The sequence below is a fragment of the Dechloromonas hortensis genome (genome assembly GCF_009469765.1).
Classification (GTDB): Bacteria; Pseudomonadota; Gammaproteobacteria; order Burkholderiales; family Rhodocyclaceae; genus Azonexus; species Azonexus hortensis.
The window spans coordinates 41375-57132 of sequence record NZ_SSSQ01000017.1; the positions used below are offsets into that span (position 1 = coordinate 41375).

Genomic DNA, 15758 nt, shown 5'->3' on the forward strand with positions numbered 1-15758 from the left:
GGCTGCAGCAGCTAATGAGCAAAAATCACACCTGGAGGGGGCATTCTAGCCATATCCTGTGGTTTGTTTTCAACGGCTAACTGTCTGATTCCTATAATATGTATTGGTCATCATGACGATTGCATCGAACGCTGAGTCCTCCGTGTCGAATAGCCCCCAATTCGCCGGCTACCGGGTCGGCGTCGCGTTCATTTACCTGGTCGTGGCGGTGATCTGTGGCCTCGCCGTTGCCATCGATTTCCGTTTCATCGACGACAATATCGAGTACCTCGCCCGCGAGCGGGGCAACGCGCTGTTCCGCCTGGTCGAGCTGACCCGCGACTGGAACGCCGGGCATGGCGGCGTCTATGTCCCGGTCACCGAACAGACCCAGCCCAATCCTTATCTGTCGCATCCGAAACGGGATCTGACGACGGTCGATGGCATGCGCCTGACAATGGTCAACCCGGCCTTCATGACCCGCCAGATTGCCGAGATCGCCGAGCAGGCCGACGGCGTCAAGTTCCGGATCACCAGCCTGAAGCCGATGCGCCCGGGCAACGGTGCCGACGACTGGGAGGCCGCGGCGCTGCGCAGCTTCGATGAACGCAAGACCGAGGAGGCGCTGGCCCTGGTCGGTACGGGCGAGGCGGCGGTCTACCGCTATATGGCACCGCTTTACGTCAAGAAATCCTGTCTGGTCTGCCATGCGACGCAGGGTTACGTACAGGGCATGGTCCGGGGCGGGATCAGCGTGACGATGCCAGCCGCCAGAATGCTCGCCGTGCGTGCGCAGCAACGGCAGCGTGCCGTCTTCCTGATGGTTGCCGCGGCCGTACTGGTTGCCGGGCTGCTGCACTATGCCGCGGCCCGCTCGCGCCGCTATTTTTTACGGCTGAGTGAAATCAGCGCCGGCCAGGAGCGGCTGATTGCCGAGCGCACCCAGGAACTTTCCGCGGCCAATGCCCACTTGCTCGAAGAAGTTGCCGAGCGGCAGCGCAACGAGCGCCTGATTAATGACAGCAAGGCGCGTTACCGCTCGGTGATCGAGGCCAGCCAGGACGGCATCTTGATTTTCGAAGCGCCGGCCTTTTGCATCACTTTCGCCAACGAGCGGGCGGCAGCGATTCTCGGTTGCATGCCGGAGCAGATGATCGGACATCCCATTCTCGATTACATCCATCCGCTCGACCGGGGCGTGGTGGCGGATCGCCTCGGCCGTCGTCTGCGCGGCGAGCCGGTCTCGGCCAGTTCGCGCCTGCGTTTCCTGCGCGCCGGCAGCCAGCAGGTTCGGGTGGCCGACGTCCATGTTGCGAAGATCGATGTCGGGGCCAACGAAGCGCCGCAATGGGTGGTCAATGTCAGCGACATGACGGATCGTATCGCCGATGAGCGGGCGCTGCAGATCGCCGCCGCAGTGATGGAAAATGCCAGCGAAGGAATCATTGTTACCGATAGCGAAAACCTGATCATCCAGGCCAATCCGGCCTTTTCGGTGATTACCGGCTACCCGGTGCGCGAAGTGCTCGGCCGTGACCCGAAACTGCTCGCCTCCGGCCAGCACGGGCCGGAGTTCTACGCCGCGATGTGGCAGGCGCTGGTACGCAACGGTCACTGGGAAGGCGAAATCTGGAATCGACGGCGCGACGGGACTGTTTATGCATCCTGGTTGGCCATTTCGACGATTCATGGCGAGGCGGCGGAAAGTGGCGGACGTCACGTCGCCACCTTCATCGACATCACCCAGCGCAAGGAGGCCGAGGAGTTGCTGCGCCACAAGGCGCAGAGCGATCCGCTGACCGATCTGCCCAACCGCGCACTGTTCTACGACCGCCTGCAGATGTCGATGACCCAGGCGCGGCGCTACGGCGAGGCGTTTGCGCTGCTTTACATCGATCTCGATCACTTCAAGGCGGTCAACGACAGCATGGGGCATGCCGCCGGCGACGAACTGCTGCTTGAAACGGCGCGCCGTCTGCGCTTGCTGGTGCGCGAATCGGATACCGTCGCCCGACTGGGGGGGGATGAGTTCGCCGTCATCCTGCCCAAGATCGCCACCCCCGCCGAAGCGGAGGACGTGGCGCGACGGGTGGTCGGCAGTCTCGGTCAGGAGTTTCTGCTCGAGGCCGGTGAGGCACGCATCTCGGCCAGCGTCGGGGTGGCCATCTTCCCCGAGCACGGCGAGGACATGGATGTCCTCAAGCGCAGTGCCGATGCTGCGCTGTATGCTGCCAAGGCCGGGGGGCGAAACGCCTATCGCCTGTTCGGCCCGGGCATGGCGTGAAGCTTAGCCGTAGCTCTTGAAGCTGCCGTCCTCGGCGGAAAAATAGACGACGCGGTTGCGGCCTTCGTGCTTGGCCTGGTAAAGCGCGACATCGGCCGAGGAGAGCAGGGTGTGGGTGTCGGCATCGGCGCTCGGCTGCATGACCGTGACGCCGATGCTCGCCGTCAGATAGCCCGTGTTGCTGGCGGCATTGCTAATGCCCAAAGTGCCGACCCGCAGACGGAGGTTTTCGGCTAGGCGGCAGGCCTCGCGTTCATCGATGCCGGGCAGGATCAGGGCGAATTCGTCGCCGGCATAGCGGGCGAGCAGGTCGCCGAGCGGGCGAACGGCATCCTGCAGGACGGCGGCGATTTCGCTGAGGCAGACATCGCCCCGCTCGCGGCCGTAATGCGTGTTGTAGCGGCTGAATGCATCGAGGTCGATGATCATCAGGGCCAGTTGCGACTGGTTACGCTGCGCCTTGTGAAACTCGCTGGCCAGGACGTCGTCGAACTTGCGCCGGTTGGCGACGCCGGTCAGCGCATCCTGGGTGGTGGTCCGGCGCAGTGTCTCGGTCTGCTGGCGGAGCAGGCGCTCGCGCGAAATGTTGGCCGTCATGTCGCTGATCTGGATCAGGCAGGCTCCCTGCTGCGCCTTGTCGCTGAGCGGTACGACGTGGATCATCTGTTGCATGCGCCGGTCGTGACGGCGGTCGCCTGGCGTCTGGTAAAGCGCCAGCAGCGTCCCGTGCAACGCCGGTGAAAGCAGCGACGGCAGGCGGTCGTCAATGGCGTGGAGCACCGCTTGTTCGAGCCGGCTGCCTCGTGCCTCGGGAAACACCTCGTACAGCGGCTTGCCGTCGATCGCGCTGGCCGAGAGTCCGCTGCGCTGGGTCAGCCAGCGGTTGCAATGGCGGATGCGCTGTGCGCTGTCGAGAATGATGATGCCGACTTGCAGGCTGTCGATGACGCAGCCGAGGTCGATGCCGTCGAATTCGCCTGCTGTCATGCCAAGCCTTGCGAACTCAGGTAGCGGTCGATATGGTCGAGCAGGGCGCTCATCGAAGGCACGCTGAGCAGAAACAGGATGTGGCCCTGGATGCGCTGCTGGCTGATGATCATGTCCACCTGCAGGAGCAGCACCATCTGCTCCTCGTCGCCGTCGAGGATGGGCAGGTTGTAGGTGTCGCCAAAACGATGCAGCGGCAGCGTGCTTTCGAAGCGGATGTGGAAAATGTCGGCCAGCGAACTCATGCAGGCGTTGAGGATGATGTTGCCGATTTCGCACATCGCCTCCTGCTCAAATTCCGAGAGTTCCTCGATGCTCATGTGCGGCCCGACCATCAGACGGACGATTTCCAGCGCATTCGACTCGGGAAAGACCAGCATGGCCTGGGCGTCGAAGGGGCCGGAAAAGCTCTGGCTGACCGTGCTGAACTGGTTCAGTTCGGCACCGAGCAGGACTTTGGCGGCTTGTTCGCGATGGACGACCATTACTTCGGGGGCGCTCAGCAGCACCTCGTCGCTGACGATCTGGCTCAGGCTGGCGGCGGCCCGGCCGACGCCGATATTGAAGATCTCGCCCAGCGCATCGCGCTGCAATTCGTTCAGACTCACGCGTTCAGGCCTCGAAAAAGGCGATGGCGTCGGCAACCGATTGCGCGGTGATCGGCTTGGCGACGAAATGAACGCCGGCCCGGGCCGCAGCCTCCCGGGTGCTTTCCTGGATGTTGGCGGTGCACAGCGTGATACGGGCTTCCGGGTGGCGTATGCGAATGCGGCCGGCGGCTTCTAGGCCGCTGATGCCCGGCATGTTGACGTCCATGCTGATGTAGTCGGGACATTCTTCGGCGACGATCTGCAGCGCCTCATCGCCGTTGCAGGCTTCGGCAATGCGCCAGTCAGGCCGGCTGTCGGCGACGATGGCGCGGACCAGCATGCGGGACATGCGGCTGTCATCAACGATGAGCAGGAGCGGATGAGTGTTTTTTTCCATCCGCGAATTATGACCAAAGTCGTGCTCTTGTCGATATTGCCGAGATTAATTCCGGTGAAGAATTTTGTTAAAACACTGGCCGGGCAGCCGTCGATTCGCTTGTTCGGCAGCGCTGCCCTTGCCGCGGGACGGGGCGAAACAGGTACCGGCAGATTGGGGTAGCAGAAAATTTCAAAGTCGGCCCTTGAAATAGCGGGGGGGCGACCTTATTATTTAGCACTCACCGGATGCGAGTGCTAACAGTCGCTCGCTCCGTTCCCGGGAACCCGTTGGGTGTGCCGGCCAATTTCATCTCTGTGAACCACGAGGAGTTAGCTTTATGAATATCCGTCCTTTGCACGACCGTGTGATCGTCAAGCGCGTTGAAGCCGAACGCACCACTGCTTCCGGCATCGTCATTCCTGATTCCGCTGGCGAAAAGCCGGATCAGGGCGAAGTCCTGGCCGTTGGCCCGGGCAAGCGCGACGACAACGGCAAGCAGGTCGCCCTGGACGTCAAGGTGGGTGACCGCGTTCTGTTCGGCAAGTACGCCGGCCAGGCCGTCAAGGTCGATGGCCAGGAAGTCCTGGTCATGCGTGAAGAAGACATCATGGGTGTCCTGCAAGCCTAAGCGCTGCGGTCGACGTTCAAAACAGATCAAATTTCAGGAGCTATTAAATGGCAGCTAAAGAAGTCAAATTCGGTGATTCCGCCCGTGCCCGCATGGTCGAAGGCATCAACGTCCTGGCCGATGCGGTCAAGGTCACCCTCGGCCCGAAAGGCCGCAATGTCGTGCTCGAGCGTTCCTTCGGCGGCCCGACCGTCACCAAGGACGGCGTTTCCGTCGCCAAGGAAATCGAACTGAAGGACAAGTTCGCCAACATGGGCGCCCAGATGGTCAAGGAAGTCGCTTCCAAGACCTCCGACATCGCAGGTGACGGCACCACGACCGCCACCGTGCTGGCTCAGTCCATCGTTCGCGAAGGCATGAAGTTCGTTGCCGCCGGCATGAACCCGATGGATCTGAAGCGCGGTATCGACAAGGCTGTCACCGCCACCATCGCCGAACTGCAGGCCATCTCCAAGCCGTGTACCACGACCAAGGAAATTGCCCAGGTTGGCTCCATTTCCGCCAACTCTGATTCCGACATCGGCGAAATCATCGCCAATGCCATGGAAAAGGTCGGCAAGGAAGGCGTCATCACCGTTGAAGACGGCAAGTCCCTGGCCAACGAACTCGACGTCGTCGAAGGCATGCAGTTCGACCGCGGCTACCTGTCGCCGTACTTCATCAACAACGGCGACAAGCAGCAAGCCCTGCTCGAAAACCCGTTCGTCCTGCTCTTCGACAAGAAGATCTCCAATATCCGCGACCTGCTGCCGATCCTGGAACAAGTCGCCAAGGCCGGCCGTCCGCTGCTGATCATCGCTGAAGATGTCGATGGCGAAGCCCTGGCTACCCTGGTCGTCAACAATATCCGTGGCATCCTGAAGACCGTTGCCGTCAAGGCCCCGGGCTTTGGCGACCGTCGCAAGGCCATGCTGGAAGATATCGCCATTCTGACCGGCGGTACCGTGATCGCCGAAGAAACCGGCCTGACGCTGGAAAAGGCTGTCCTGAAGGATCTGGGCCAGGCCAAGCGTATCGAAGTCGCCAAGGAAAACACCACGATCATCGACGGCGCCGGCGAAGCTGCTGCCATCGAAGCCCGCGTCAAGCAGATCCGCATTCAGATCGAAGAAGCGACTTCCGATTACGACAAGGAAAAGCTGCAGGAACGTGTTGCCAAGCTGGCTGGCGGCGTTGCCGTCATCAAGGTTGGCGCTGCCACCGAAGTCGAAATGAAGGAAAAGAAGGCCCGCGTTGAAGACGCCCTGCACGCTACCCGCGCTGCTGTGGAAGAAGGCATCGTCGCCGGCGGCGGCGTTGCGCTGATCCGCGCCCGTGCTGCCATCGGCAAGCTCAAGGGTGACAACCACGACCAAGACGCCGGCATCAAGATCGTGCTGCGCGCCATGGAACAGCCGCTGCGCGAAATCGTCGCCAACGCCGGTGACGAGCCGTCTGTTGTGGTCGACAAGGTGCAGCGTGGCAAGGGTAACTACGGCTACAACGCTTCCACCGGCGAGTACGGCGACATGGTCGAAATGGGCGTTCTCGATCCGACCAAGGTCACCCGCACCGCACTGCAGAACGCCGCCTCCGTGGCCGGCCTGATGCTGACCACCGAATGCATGGTTGCTGAACTGGCTGAAGACAAGCCGGCCGGCGGCATGCCTGACATGGGCGGCATGGGTGGTATGGGCGGTATGGGCGGCATGGGCATGTAATGTCCTGCTGAGCCTTTACGCTCACCGAGAGCCCCGCCTTGTGCGGGGCTTTTTCTTGGCGCTTGGCCTGAAATATCAAGGGGTTTCGGTGCTTTTTGTTAAACGAGTTAACTATTTCGAAATCGCTTGCGCGCTGTAAGTTGGCTGTAAGTAGCCCCGCCTAAATTACGCTCCGCAGCAATGCCTCTAATAATCACTAAGTCTGAGGAGCAAATCGATGTCACAACACACAGACAGCTACGCGCAGATTCGGAACAATCCCAAGTTCCAGTCTCTGATCGCGAAGCGTAATTCGTATTCCTTCATCATGACCTCGCTCATGATGATCGTGTACTTCGGCTATATCCTGCTGATCGCTTTCAACAAGGAATGGCTTGCCACCAAGCTGGGGGCTGGCATGGTCACTTCCATTGGTATCCCGATGGGTCTGGGGGTCATTCTCTTCACCATCATCATCACCACCATCTACGTGCGTCGCGCCAATACGGAATTCGACGCCGAAGCCGCCCAAGTGCTGAAGGAGGCCGGTAAGTGAAAACCAACACCAAGTACATCCTGAGCGGCCTTGTCGCTCTTCTGGCTGCCGGTGCAGCCATGGCGGCTGGTGCCGATCTCGGCAACACGACCAAGCAGGCAACCAACTGGACCGCGATCGCGATGTTCGGCGCCTTCGTCGGTTTCACGCTCTACATCACCAAGTGGGCGGCCGGCAAAACCAAGACGGCAGCTGACTTCTATACGGCTGGTGGCGGTATCACCGGCTTCCAGAACGGCCTGGCCATTGCCGGCGACTACATGTCCGCCGCTTCCTTCCTCGGTATTTCCGGCCTGGTGTTCGCCAATGGCTTCGACGGCCTGATCTTCTCGATCGGCTGGCTGGTCGGCTGGCCGATCATCACCTTCCTGATGGCCGAGCGTCTGCGCAACCTGGGCAAGTTCACGTTTGCCGACGTGGCTGCCTACCGTTTCGCCCAGACCCCGGTGCGTTCCTTTGCCGCTACCGGCTCCCTGGTCGTTGTCGCTTTCTACATGATTGCGCAGATGGTCGGTGCCGGTCAGCTGATCAAGGTGCTCTTCGGTCTGGAATACACCTACGCCGTCATCATGGTCGGCATCATCATGATGCTGTACGTGCTGTTCGGTGGCATGACCGCTACCACCTGGGTGCAGATCATCAAGGCCGTCATGCTGCTGACCGGTGCGACCTTCATGGCCGTCTCCGTGCTGCTGCAGTTCGGTTTCAGCCCGGAAGCGCTGTTCGCCAAGGCAGTTGAAGTTCACTCCAAGCACGATGCCATCATGTCGCCGGGTGCCCTGATCAAGGATCCGATTTCCGCGATCTCGGTCGGTATGGCCCTGATGTTCGGTACGGCTGGCCTGCCGCACATCCTGATGCGCTTCTTCACGGTGCCGTCCGCCAAGGAAGCCCGCAAGTCGGTTGCCTGGGCAACCACCTGGATCGGCTACTTCTACATCCTGACCTTCATCATCGGCTTCGGCGCCATTGTTAACCTGGTGCAGAATCCGGGCGAGTTCTACGTTGGCGGTGAAATTGCCAAGGGCCTTAAGGGCGGCGGCAACATGGCTGCTGTGCATCTCTCCAAGGCTGTTGGCGGCGACCTGTTCCTCGGCTTCATCTCGGCCGTGGCTTTCGCAACCATCCTCGCCGTTGTGGCTGGTCTGACCCTGTCCGGCGCCTCTGCCGTATCGCACGACTTGTACGCAACCGTGTTCAAGAAGGGCCAGGCAACTTCCGAAGACGAACTGCGCGTTTCCAAGATCACCACCATCTGCCTCGGCGTTCTGGCTGTGGTCCTGGGTATCCTGTTCGAAAAGGAAAACGTTGCTTACATGGTGATGCTGGCTTTCGCCATCGCGTGTTCGGCCAACTTCCCGGTTCTCTTCATGTCCGTCCTGTGGAAGAACTGCACGACCCGCGGTGCAACCGTTGGTGGTTTCGTCGGCCTGATCGCCGCCGTTGCCCTGACCGTGATGTCCGCCAACGTCTGGGAAGCTGTGCTGGGTAACCCGAAGGGCTCCGCGCCGTTCCCGTACTCCTCGCCGGCTATCTTCTCGATGTCGCTGGCCTTCTTCACGATCTGGCTCGTTTCCATCCTGGACAACTCCGAGCAGGCCAAGAAGGAACGTGCCCTGTTCCCGGATCAGCTGATTCGTTCGGAAACCGGTCTGGGTGCTTCTACCGCCTCTTCGCACTAAGCCGACAGAACACCGTCAAGCAAAAGCCCGGGTTTCGACCCGGGCTTTTTTTCGTCCTGATTTTTGCATCGGAAAGGCAGTCGACCGCAGGGCTCGCCTGAAAATGCGAACGTGCTGGTGCACTGCAAAAATTGCAGGGCGGTTTATTTGTTAGACTTGTCGGGCTTTAGGGGAAAAAAAACGGTAGGGGGTTGCCCAGTGCAGGATCGGGCGACCCCCTGAGTCGCGGTGTAACCGCAGACTCCGAAGACCATAAAAGGAGAACAGCCCGCGCAGAATAATGCGACAGGCTTACAAAAATCTTACGCCAGCATAGGCCAAACGTATAAATGCGCATTCTTATTGCTGAAGACGACGCGATCATTGCCGACGGGCTCGCCCGTTCATTGCGCCAGGGTGGGTATGCCGTCGATTGGGCGCCGAATGGCCTGGAGGCCGAAACGGCGCTGATGACGGTTTCCTACGATCTGCTGATTCTCGACCTTGGCCTGCCCAAGCTGTCCGGCCTGGAGGTGCTGAAACGTTTGCGGGCCCGTCACTCCCAGCTGCCGGTGCTGATCCTGACGGCGCTCGATGGCACCGGCGACCGCGTCAAGGGACTTGATCTTGGGGCCGACGACTATATGGTCAAGCCCTTCGAGCTGGCCGAGCTGGAGGCCCGGGTCCGCGCCTTGACCCGCCGCTCGGCCGGGACGACACCGACTATCCAGTGCGGCTTGCTGAGTTATGACCAGGTTGGGCGTGTCGCCCAGATCCAGGGCCACTCGCTCGATCTCTCGGCGCGGGAAATCGGCTTGCTCGAGGTGCTGCTGACCCGCATGGGCCGCCTGGTTAGCAAGGACCAGCTGGTGGACCATCTGTGCGGCTGGGGCGAGGAAGTCAGCCACAATGCCATCGAGGTCTATGTCCATCGTCTGCGCAAGAAGCTTGAACCCGGTGGCGTCAAGATCGCCACCGTGCGCGGCCTGGGCTATTGCCTCGAACGTCCGCAGGGCGAGTAATTGGCAACGACGCCTGGTTCCGATACCGAACGCTCGCTATTCGGTGAGATTCTCGACTGGATGCTGGCGCCGCTGCTTTTCGTCTGGCCGCTGAGCATCGCCTTTACCCATTACTTCGCCAACAACGTCGCCAATTTCCCCTACGATCAGGCCCTGCGCGAGCATGTCGCGGCGATCGCCCGCCAGGTCAAGCTGGTCGGCGGCAAACCGGTGCTGACCTTGCCGGCCTCGGCGCGGGCGCTGCTACGCGCCGACGAGACCGACAGCGTGTATTTCCACGTCGTCACCCAGGACGGCAAGCTGCTCGCCGGCGACAAGGAATTACCGATGCCCAGCGAGTTGCCCGGCGATGCCTCGTTGACCGGGGAAATCTACCTGCGTGATGCCGAATACAACGGCCAGGATCTGCGCTTTGCCTATACCTGGCTGGCCGATCCGACCTTGCCCCGCGAGCGCTGGATCGTCGTCGAAGTCGCCGAAACGACCGAGAAGCGGACCCAACTGGCCAACAAGATCGTCGCCAGCGTCATCCTGCCGCAGTTCGTGATCATTCCACTGGCCGTCATGCTCGTCTGGTTCGGTCTCTCCCGGGGCTTGCGGCCGCTGACCCGGCTGCGCCAAACCATCGAGGCCCGAGAACCCGCCGACTTGTCGCCGATTGCCACCCGTCGCGTGCCGGAAGAACTGGAGCCGCTGGTCGAAGCCTTCAACGCCATGCTGGAGCGCATGAAGAAAAACGTCGAGGCACAACAGCGCTTCGTCGCCGATGCAGCGCACCAGATGCGCACGCCACTGACCGGCCTGAAAACCCAGGCCCAGTTCGCCATCCGCGAAACCGATCCGGAGGCCTTGCGTCACGCCTTGCGCCAGATCGCGGTCGGGGTGGACCGGGCCGGGCGCCTGGTTAATCAATTGCTCACCCTCGCCCGTACCGAGGGCGGCGAGCCGGCCCAGCAGCGGCATGAGCCGCTCGATCTCGCTGCCCTGATTCGCGATGTGGTGGAGGACTGGGTCATGGTTGCCATCGAAAAGGGCATTGATCTGGGCTACGAGGCGGACAACGACGCGATGATCATGGGCAATGCCTTTCTGTTGCGCGAACTTGCCAAGAACCTGATCGACAACGCGCTCCGCTATACCCCGAGGGGCGGTCATGTCACTTGTCGTATCCTGAACAATCAGGTCAGCGTCGTCCTTGAGGTCGAGGATGACGGGATCGGGATCAGCGAAGAGCAGGCGGAGCTGGTTTTCGAGCGCTTTTACCGCGTCGACGATGCGATGACCGAGGGCAGTGGCCTGGGCCTGGCCATCGTTCAGGAAATTGCCATGCAGCATGGTTCGCGCGCCAGTTTGCGGCCCAATCCGCAGGGCCGTGGTGCCGTGGCACGGGTGGTCTTTGCGGCCTGGCAAGCGCCGCCACCGCCGCCGCCGGAGCCTGACGACTTTTCGGAACTCTATCGCCAGTCGCCACCGATTGGCACCTGATTGGGGGAGGGCGAGCTTTTTTTGCGCTGAATGCTGAATTGTCTTGCCAGCACTGATTCTCATCGCTATAATGCGCGCTCGTTTTGGCCAATTAGCTCAGTTGGTAGAGCAGCGGATTGAAAATCCGCGTGTCCGTGGTTCGATTCCGCGATTGGCCACCAGAATTATCCTTGTTCGCAAGGTAGAAAAAGCCAACCAGCAATGGTTGGCTTTTTTGCTTTTGGGATACCCGATGAGCACCGACTCTCTGCCGGTCATGATCCGTGTTGACGCGCTGGAGCCAGCCTTTGCGGCTGCGGCTGCCGGCTGGGCAGAGCGTTTGCATTTGCCTCTGACGGGCGAGGCCGATTTTGCCGTCCAACTGGGTGGCGATGGCTTGCAGTTTGTCGAACTGGGGCCGGATGCCCCGGGGCCGGTGCGGGTCGACTTTGTCGAAGGGGCGGTGGCGCACCGTCGGCTGTTTGGTGGTGGTAGCGGCCAGATGATCGCCAAGGCGGTCGGCATCCAGCCCGGTGTGCGACCACTCGTCCTCGATGCCACTGCCGGCCTCGGTCGCGATGCCTTCGTGCTGGCCGAACTTGGTTGCGCCGTCCGGCTGATCGAACGCCAGCCGGTGATTGCCGCCCTGCTGGAGGATGGGCTGGCGCGCGCCATGGCCGACCCCGAGGTAGCCCCGATTGTCGGCCGGATGCATCTGCGCTTCGGAAATGCCATCGAACTGATGCAAGCCTGGCCGGACGAAGTGCCGCAGGTCATCTATCTGGACCCGATGTTTCCCCACCGCGACAAGAGTGCGCTGGTCAAGAAGGAAATGCGCCTGTTCCGCCCTTTGGCCGGCGCCGATGACGATGCGCCGGCCCTGCTGGCGGCCGCCCTGGCGCTGGCGACGCACCGGGTGGTGGTCAAGCGGCCGCGCAAGGCGCCGACCATTGCCGGGGTGCAGCCCGGCTATGCGCTCGAAGGCAAATCCAGCCGCTTCGACATTTACCCGAAAAAAGCGCTGAAGGCCAAGACCGGCTGAACTGCCTCACCGGGGAGGCGATGGCGTCTGTTCTCTGTGGCATGGCGTACCGGCCTCGGGTATTCTCCCCGCCATTCCTTATTTCCGGTGTCGTGCGGGGTGCTTGTTGCCTGCTCCACGTGGTTCGAACGGTCAAGCGATGCGCAAACTAGCCCCTCTCCTTTTTCTGCTGTTGAGCGCTTGCGCAACGGTGATTTCGCTGCACCTCGATGATCGTTTCGGGGTCGCCGATCCGGCCCGCTTTGATCGCTTGCCGGTCGCGGCCAACGGACCGTCGCCCGATTACTGGCGCGATGTCCGGCCGCTCCTCGATCAACGTTGCGTCAGTTGCCACGCCTGCTACGACGCACCGTGCCAGTTGAACCTGGCTAGTTATGCCGGCCTGACGCGCGGTGCGAATCCGGAGGTCGTCTATTCCAGCACGCGCCTGCTTGCCGCGCAGCCGACCCGGCTGGGGGTGGATGCGCAGACGACAGTGGCTTGGCGTCAGATGGGCTTTTTTCCGGTTCTCAACGAGCGGCAGTCGACGCCCGAGGCAAATCGCACAGCCGGGGTCATGCACCGTCTGCTCAGCTTGAAGCAGCAAAATCCCGGGCCGGAGGCCGGCGCCTTGCCGGAGCGGGATTTTGATTTTTCGCTCGACCGCACACAGGTCTGCGTTCGAGCCGAGGGCGTGGACGAGTATGCGCGGCAGCATCCGCAGCGCGGCATGCCCTTTGGTCTGCCGGCCTTGCCGGCGGCGGAGCATGCGACGCTGAGCAAGTGGCTGGAAGCCGGTGCGCCCTATACGCCGCCAGCCCCGTTGCCGGCCGCGATCCGGGCCAAGGTGGGCGAGTGGGAGCAATTCCTCAATGGCGACAGCCTGAAGGAGCAACTGGCGGCTCGTTACATCTACGAGCACTGGTATATCGGTCATCTATATTTTGACGAGTTGCCCGGCGTCTTCTTCGAACTGGTCCGTAGTCGGACGCCGTCGGGTGTGCCGATCGAGCGGGTGGTGACGCGCCGGCCGTATGACGACCCTGGCATCGAGCGGGTTTATTACCGCCTGCAACGGCTGGAGGCGACGGCGGTTGCCAAGACGCATATGCCGCTCAAACTCGATGCCGAGCGCCTGAGCCGATTGCGGGGCTGGTTTTTGGCGCCGAATTACCGGGTCGAACAGTTGCCCGGTTATGCGGCGGAGGTCGCCTCAAATCCTTTCGTCACCTTCCGTGCACTGCCGGTGGAGGCGCGCTATCGCTTCATGCTGGACGAGGCGCAATTCACGCTGATGGGCTTCATGAAAGGGCCGGTCTGCCGGGGGCAGGTTGCCCTGAATGTGATCAACGATCATTTCTGGGTGGTATTCGTCAATCCGGACAGCAAGGAAAATCGTTTGATGGATGCCATGCTCGATGCCGCGATGCCGGCCTTGCGCTTGCCGGCCGAGCACGAAAGCACGGCCGGCCTGCTCGCCTGGCGTGACTACGCGACACTGGAAAACCGTTATTTGGAGTCGAAGAGCAAGGTGCTGGCTCAGTCGGCGAGCAAGGACTTCCTGCCGCACGTCAACAAGTTGTGGAATGGCGAGGGGCGGAATCCGAATGCTGCGCTAACCGTTTTTCGCCATTTCGATAGTGCTTCCGTCGTGCGCGGCCTGGCCGGAGAAAAGCCGCAGACGACGCTGTTGCTCGGCTATCCGCTGTTGGAACGGATGCATTACCTGCTGGTCGCCGGCTTCGACGTTTACGGCAACCTCGGCCATCAGGTCGCCACACGTCTGTATATGGATTTCCTGCGTATGGAAGGCGAACTGAATTTCCTCACCCTGCTGCCGCTGCAGGCCCGTCAGCCGGTGCTCGATCACTGGTATCGCGGCCGAAACGGAGCTCATAGTCGCTATTTTTCCGATGCTGCCGCCTATTTTTCGCAGGAAAGCGGCATGCGTTTCCGCAGCGCGAAGCCGCTCGACGAGTTGTACCAGGCGCTGCTCCAACGCATGGCGCCGGTGCGCGAAGCCAGTCTGGACTGGGCGGCGAATGGCTGGAGTCGGCCGGAGGTAGTCCACTTGCGCCGCCTGGGGGCGGTCGCCGGCATCGCGGCGTCGGTGATGCCGGAGAACAGCTTGCTGGCCGTGCGGCGGGCTGACCGCAGCCTGCATCTCGTTTCATTGGTGCGTAACAGTGCCCACAGCAATGTTGCCGAAATCATCCGCGAGTCGAAACGTCGCCTGCCCGAGGAAGACACGCTGCTGGCGCTGGATGGCGTGGTTGGCGCCTATCCGAATGCGATCTATGCGGTCGACGCCGCAGAATTGCCGAATTTCACCGATCTGGTGGCCGGCTTGAAGCGTGAGGACGATCTGGTCCGTCTGACCGAGCGTTATGGCGTGCGCCGGAGCGATCCCCGTTTCTGGCCGCTGAGCGATGCGATCCATGCCGAATGGCGGCGGATCGCCCCGCGCGAGGCGGCCATCCTCGACTACAGCCGCCTCGAAAATCGCTAGCCGGTGCGTTTCATTCGGGCTTCCTTGCGCAGAGAGGCCCAGACCGAGGTGCCGATGATGACGGCAACGACGGCCAGCGAAAAGCCAACCGGGATCTTGTAGAGATCGATCAGCAGCATTTTGACGCCGATGAACATGAGGACGACGGCCAGCCCATACTTGAGCAGCGAGAAGCGGTCGGCGACCCCGGCGAGCAGGAAGTACATGGCACGCAGGCCGAGGATGGCGAAGATGTTGGAGGTCAGCACGATGAACGGATCGGTGGTGATCGCAAAAATGGCCGGGATTGAATCGACGGCGAAAATCAGGTCGGAGATCTCGACCAGGACCAGGGCGAGCAAGAGCGGGGTGGCGTGACGGGCGCCGTTTTGCCAGGTAAAGAAGCGTTGACCGTCGAAGTCGCTGCTGATCTTCAGGTGGCGGCGCAGCCACTGGATCAGTCGATTGTTGTCGAGGTCGGGCTTTTCGTCGGCGAACCAGTACATCTTGACGCCGGTGATCAGCAGGAAGCCGCCGAAAATGTACAGAATCCAGTGGAACTGGCTGATCAGCCAGGCGCCGGCAAAGATCATCACCGTGCGCATGACGATGGCGCCGAGCACGCCGTAGAGCAGCACGCGCTTCTGCAATTCGGCAGGTACTGCGAAGTAGCCGAACAGCATTAGCCAGATGAAGACGTTGTCGACCGCAAGGGCTTTTTCGATCAAGTAGCCGGTGATGAATTCGAGGGCCCGGGTATTGGCGACTTCGCGTCCCAAACTGCCGTCGAGATGCCACCACAGGGCCCCGGCGAAGGCGAAGGTCAGGCTGATCCAGACCATCGACCAGATGGCCGCTTCCTTGTAAGTGACCCGATGCTCCTTGCCGCCACCGACGACGAAGAGGTCGATGGCCAGCATGACCAGCACAATGGCGGCAAAGCCCGTCCATAAACCCAGACTGCCGATGGTTTCCATGATGTTTCCTTTCGCGCATTCCACAAAGCAAATGGCCCGTGCC

13 protein-coding genes and 1 tRNA gene are annotated in these 15758 nt (G+C 61.5%); 10 read left to right on the plus strand and 4 right to left on the minus strand.

What is annotated here, in order from left to right; genetic code table 11:
- Window positions 1-142 precede the first annotated feature (142 nt).
- Window positions 143-2263, plus strand: a complete 2121-nt coding sequence (locus GH663_RS19425; RefSeq protein ID WP_170291462.1) for a diguanylate cyclase domain-containing protein — start codon at window positions 143-145, stop codon at window positions 2261-2263.
- A gap of 3 nt (window positions 2264-2266) precedes the next feature.
- Here GH663_RS19425 and GH663_RS19430 read toward each other — a convergent pair whose 3' ends face one another.
- From GH663_RS19430 to GH663_RS19440, 3 genes are read right to left on the minus strand one after another with little or no spacing between them, the layout of a single operon-like run.
- On the minus strand, window positions 2267-3250 hold the full coding sequence (locus tag GH663_RS19430) for a sensor domain-containing diguanylate cyclase (RefSeq protein WP_153133255.1): 984 nt from the start codon (window positions 3248-3250) through the stop codon (window positions 2267-2269).
- Entirely contained in the window at window positions 3247-3858 is a 612-nt protein-coding gene (locus GH663_RS19435; RefSeq protein WP_153133256.1) for a chemotaxis protein CheC, read from the minus strand. The genes GH663_RS19430 and GH663_RS19435 overlap by 4 nt, the downstream gene beginning before the upstream one ends.
- Before the next feature lie 4 nt (window positions 3859-3862).
- On the minus strand, window positions 3863-4237 hold the full coding sequence (locus GH663_RS19440; protein WP_153133257.1) for a response regulator transcription factor: 375 nt from the start codon (window positions 4235-4237) through the stop codon (window positions 3863-3865).
- Window positions 4238-4556: 319 nt separating this feature from the next.
- Between GH663_RS19440 and GH663_RS19445 the strand changes: the two genes are divergently transcribed.
- The 9 genes from GH663_RS19445 (at window position 4557) to GH663_RS19485 (ending at window position 14759) form a co-directional block, all read left to right on the plus strand.
- Entirely contained in the window at window positions 4557-4847 is a 291-nt protein-coding gene (locus GH663_RS19445) for a co-chaperone GroES (RefSeq protein ID WP_153133258.1), read from the plus strand.
- A 47-nt stretch (window positions 4848-4894) separates the two neighbouring features.
- The gene (groL, locus tag GH663_RS19450) at window positions 4895-6547 is read left to right on the plus strand and encodes a chaperonin GroEL (protein ID WP_066885111.1); all 1653 of its coding nucleotides are present in this window, start codon (window positions 4895-4897) and stop codon (window positions 6545-6547) included.
- Window positions 6548-6764: 217 nt separating this feature from the next.
- Complete coding sequence (locus GH663_RS19455) at window positions 6765-7082, plus strand: DUF485 domain-containing protein (RefSeq protein WP_153133259.1); 318 nt, start codon at window positions 6765-6767, stop codon at window positions 7080-7082.
- Window positions 7079-8764 (plus strand): cation acetate symporter, encoded by a 1686-nt coding sequence (locus GH663_RS19460; protein ID WP_153133260.1) that lies wholly within the window; start codon window positions 7079-7081, stop codon window positions 8762-8764. Before GH663_RS19455 ends, GH663_RS19460 begins: the two co-directional genes overlap by 4 nt.
- A 329-nt stretch (window positions 8765-9093) precedes the next feature.
- The gene (locus GH663_RS19465) at window positions 9094-9765 is read left to right on the plus strand and encodes a response regulator transcription factor (protein WP_153133261.1); all 672 of its coding nucleotides are present in this window, start codon (window positions 9094-9096) and stop codon (window positions 9763-9765) included.
- Entirely contained in the window at window positions 9766-11250 is a 1485-nt protein-coding gene (locus tag GH663_RS19470; RefSeq protein ID WP_246181653.1) for a sensor histidine kinase N-terminal domain-containing protein, read from the plus strand.
- Between the two features lie 85 nt (window positions 11251-11335).
- Window positions 11336-11411 (plus strand) — tRNA-Phe (locus tag GH663_RS19475).
- Window positions 11412-11482: 71 nt separating this feature from the next.
- Window positions 11483-12271 (plus strand): class I SAM-dependent methyltransferase, encoded by a 789-nt coding sequence (locus GH663_RS19480; protein WP_153133262.1) that lies wholly within the window; start codon window positions 11483-11485, stop codon window positions 12269-12271.
- A 190-nt stretch (window positions 12272-12461) separates the two neighbouring features.
- On the plus strand, window positions 12462-14759 hold the full coding sequence (locus tag GH663_RS19485) for a fatty acid cis/trans isomerase (protein WP_246181654.1): 2298 nt from the start codon (window positions 12462-12464) through the stop codon (window positions 14757-14759).
- Here the strand turns inward: GH663_RS19485 and GH663_RS19490 are convergent.
- Window positions 14756-15715: a TerC family protein gene (locus GH663_RS19490; protein ID WP_153133264.1), complete on the minus strand. Its 960-nt coding sequence runs from the start codon at window positions 15713-15715 to the stop codon at window positions 14756-14758. The genes GH663_RS19485 and GH663_RS19490 overlap by 4 nt on opposite strands.
- Between the last annotated feature and the right edge of the window lie 43 nt (window positions 15716-15758).

What these genes read in the sequence shown, in the direction of transcription:
- GH663_RS19440 (WP_153133257.1), bottom strand. Translation starts at nt 4,237, where the DNA reads ATGGAAAAAAACACTCATCCGCTCCTGCTCATCGTTGATGACAGCCGC.
- GH663_RS19490 (WP_153133264.1), bottom strand. Translation starts at nt 15,715, where the DNA reads ATGGAAACCATCGGCAGTCTGGGTTTATGGACGGGCTTTGCCGCCATT.
- GH663_RS19455 (WP_153133259.1), top strand. Translation starts at nt 6,765, where the DNA reads ATGTCACAACACACAGACAGCTACGCGCAGATTCGGAACAATCCCAAG.
- groL (WP_066885111.1), top strand. Translation starts at nt 4,895, where the DNA reads ATGGCAGCTAAAGAAGTCAAATTCGGTGATTCCGCCCGTGCCCGCATG.
- GH663_RS19480 (WP_153133262.1), top strand. Translation starts at nt 11,483, where the DNA reads ATGAGCACCGACTCTCTGCCGGTCATGATCCGTGTTGACGCGCTGGAG.
- GH663_RS19465 (WP_153133261.1), top strand. Translation starts at nt 9,094, where the DNA reads ATGCGCATTCTTATTGCTGAAGACGACGCGATCATTGCCGACGGGCTC.
- GH663_RS19430 (WP_153133255.1), bottom strand. Translation starts at nt 3,250, where the DNA reads ATGACAGCAGGCGAATTCGACGGCATCGACCTCGGCTGCGTCATCGAC.
- GH663_RS19445 (WP_153133258.1), top strand. Translation starts at nt 4,557, where the DNA reads ATGAATATCCGTCCTTTGCACGACCGTGTGATCGTCAAGCGCGTTGAA.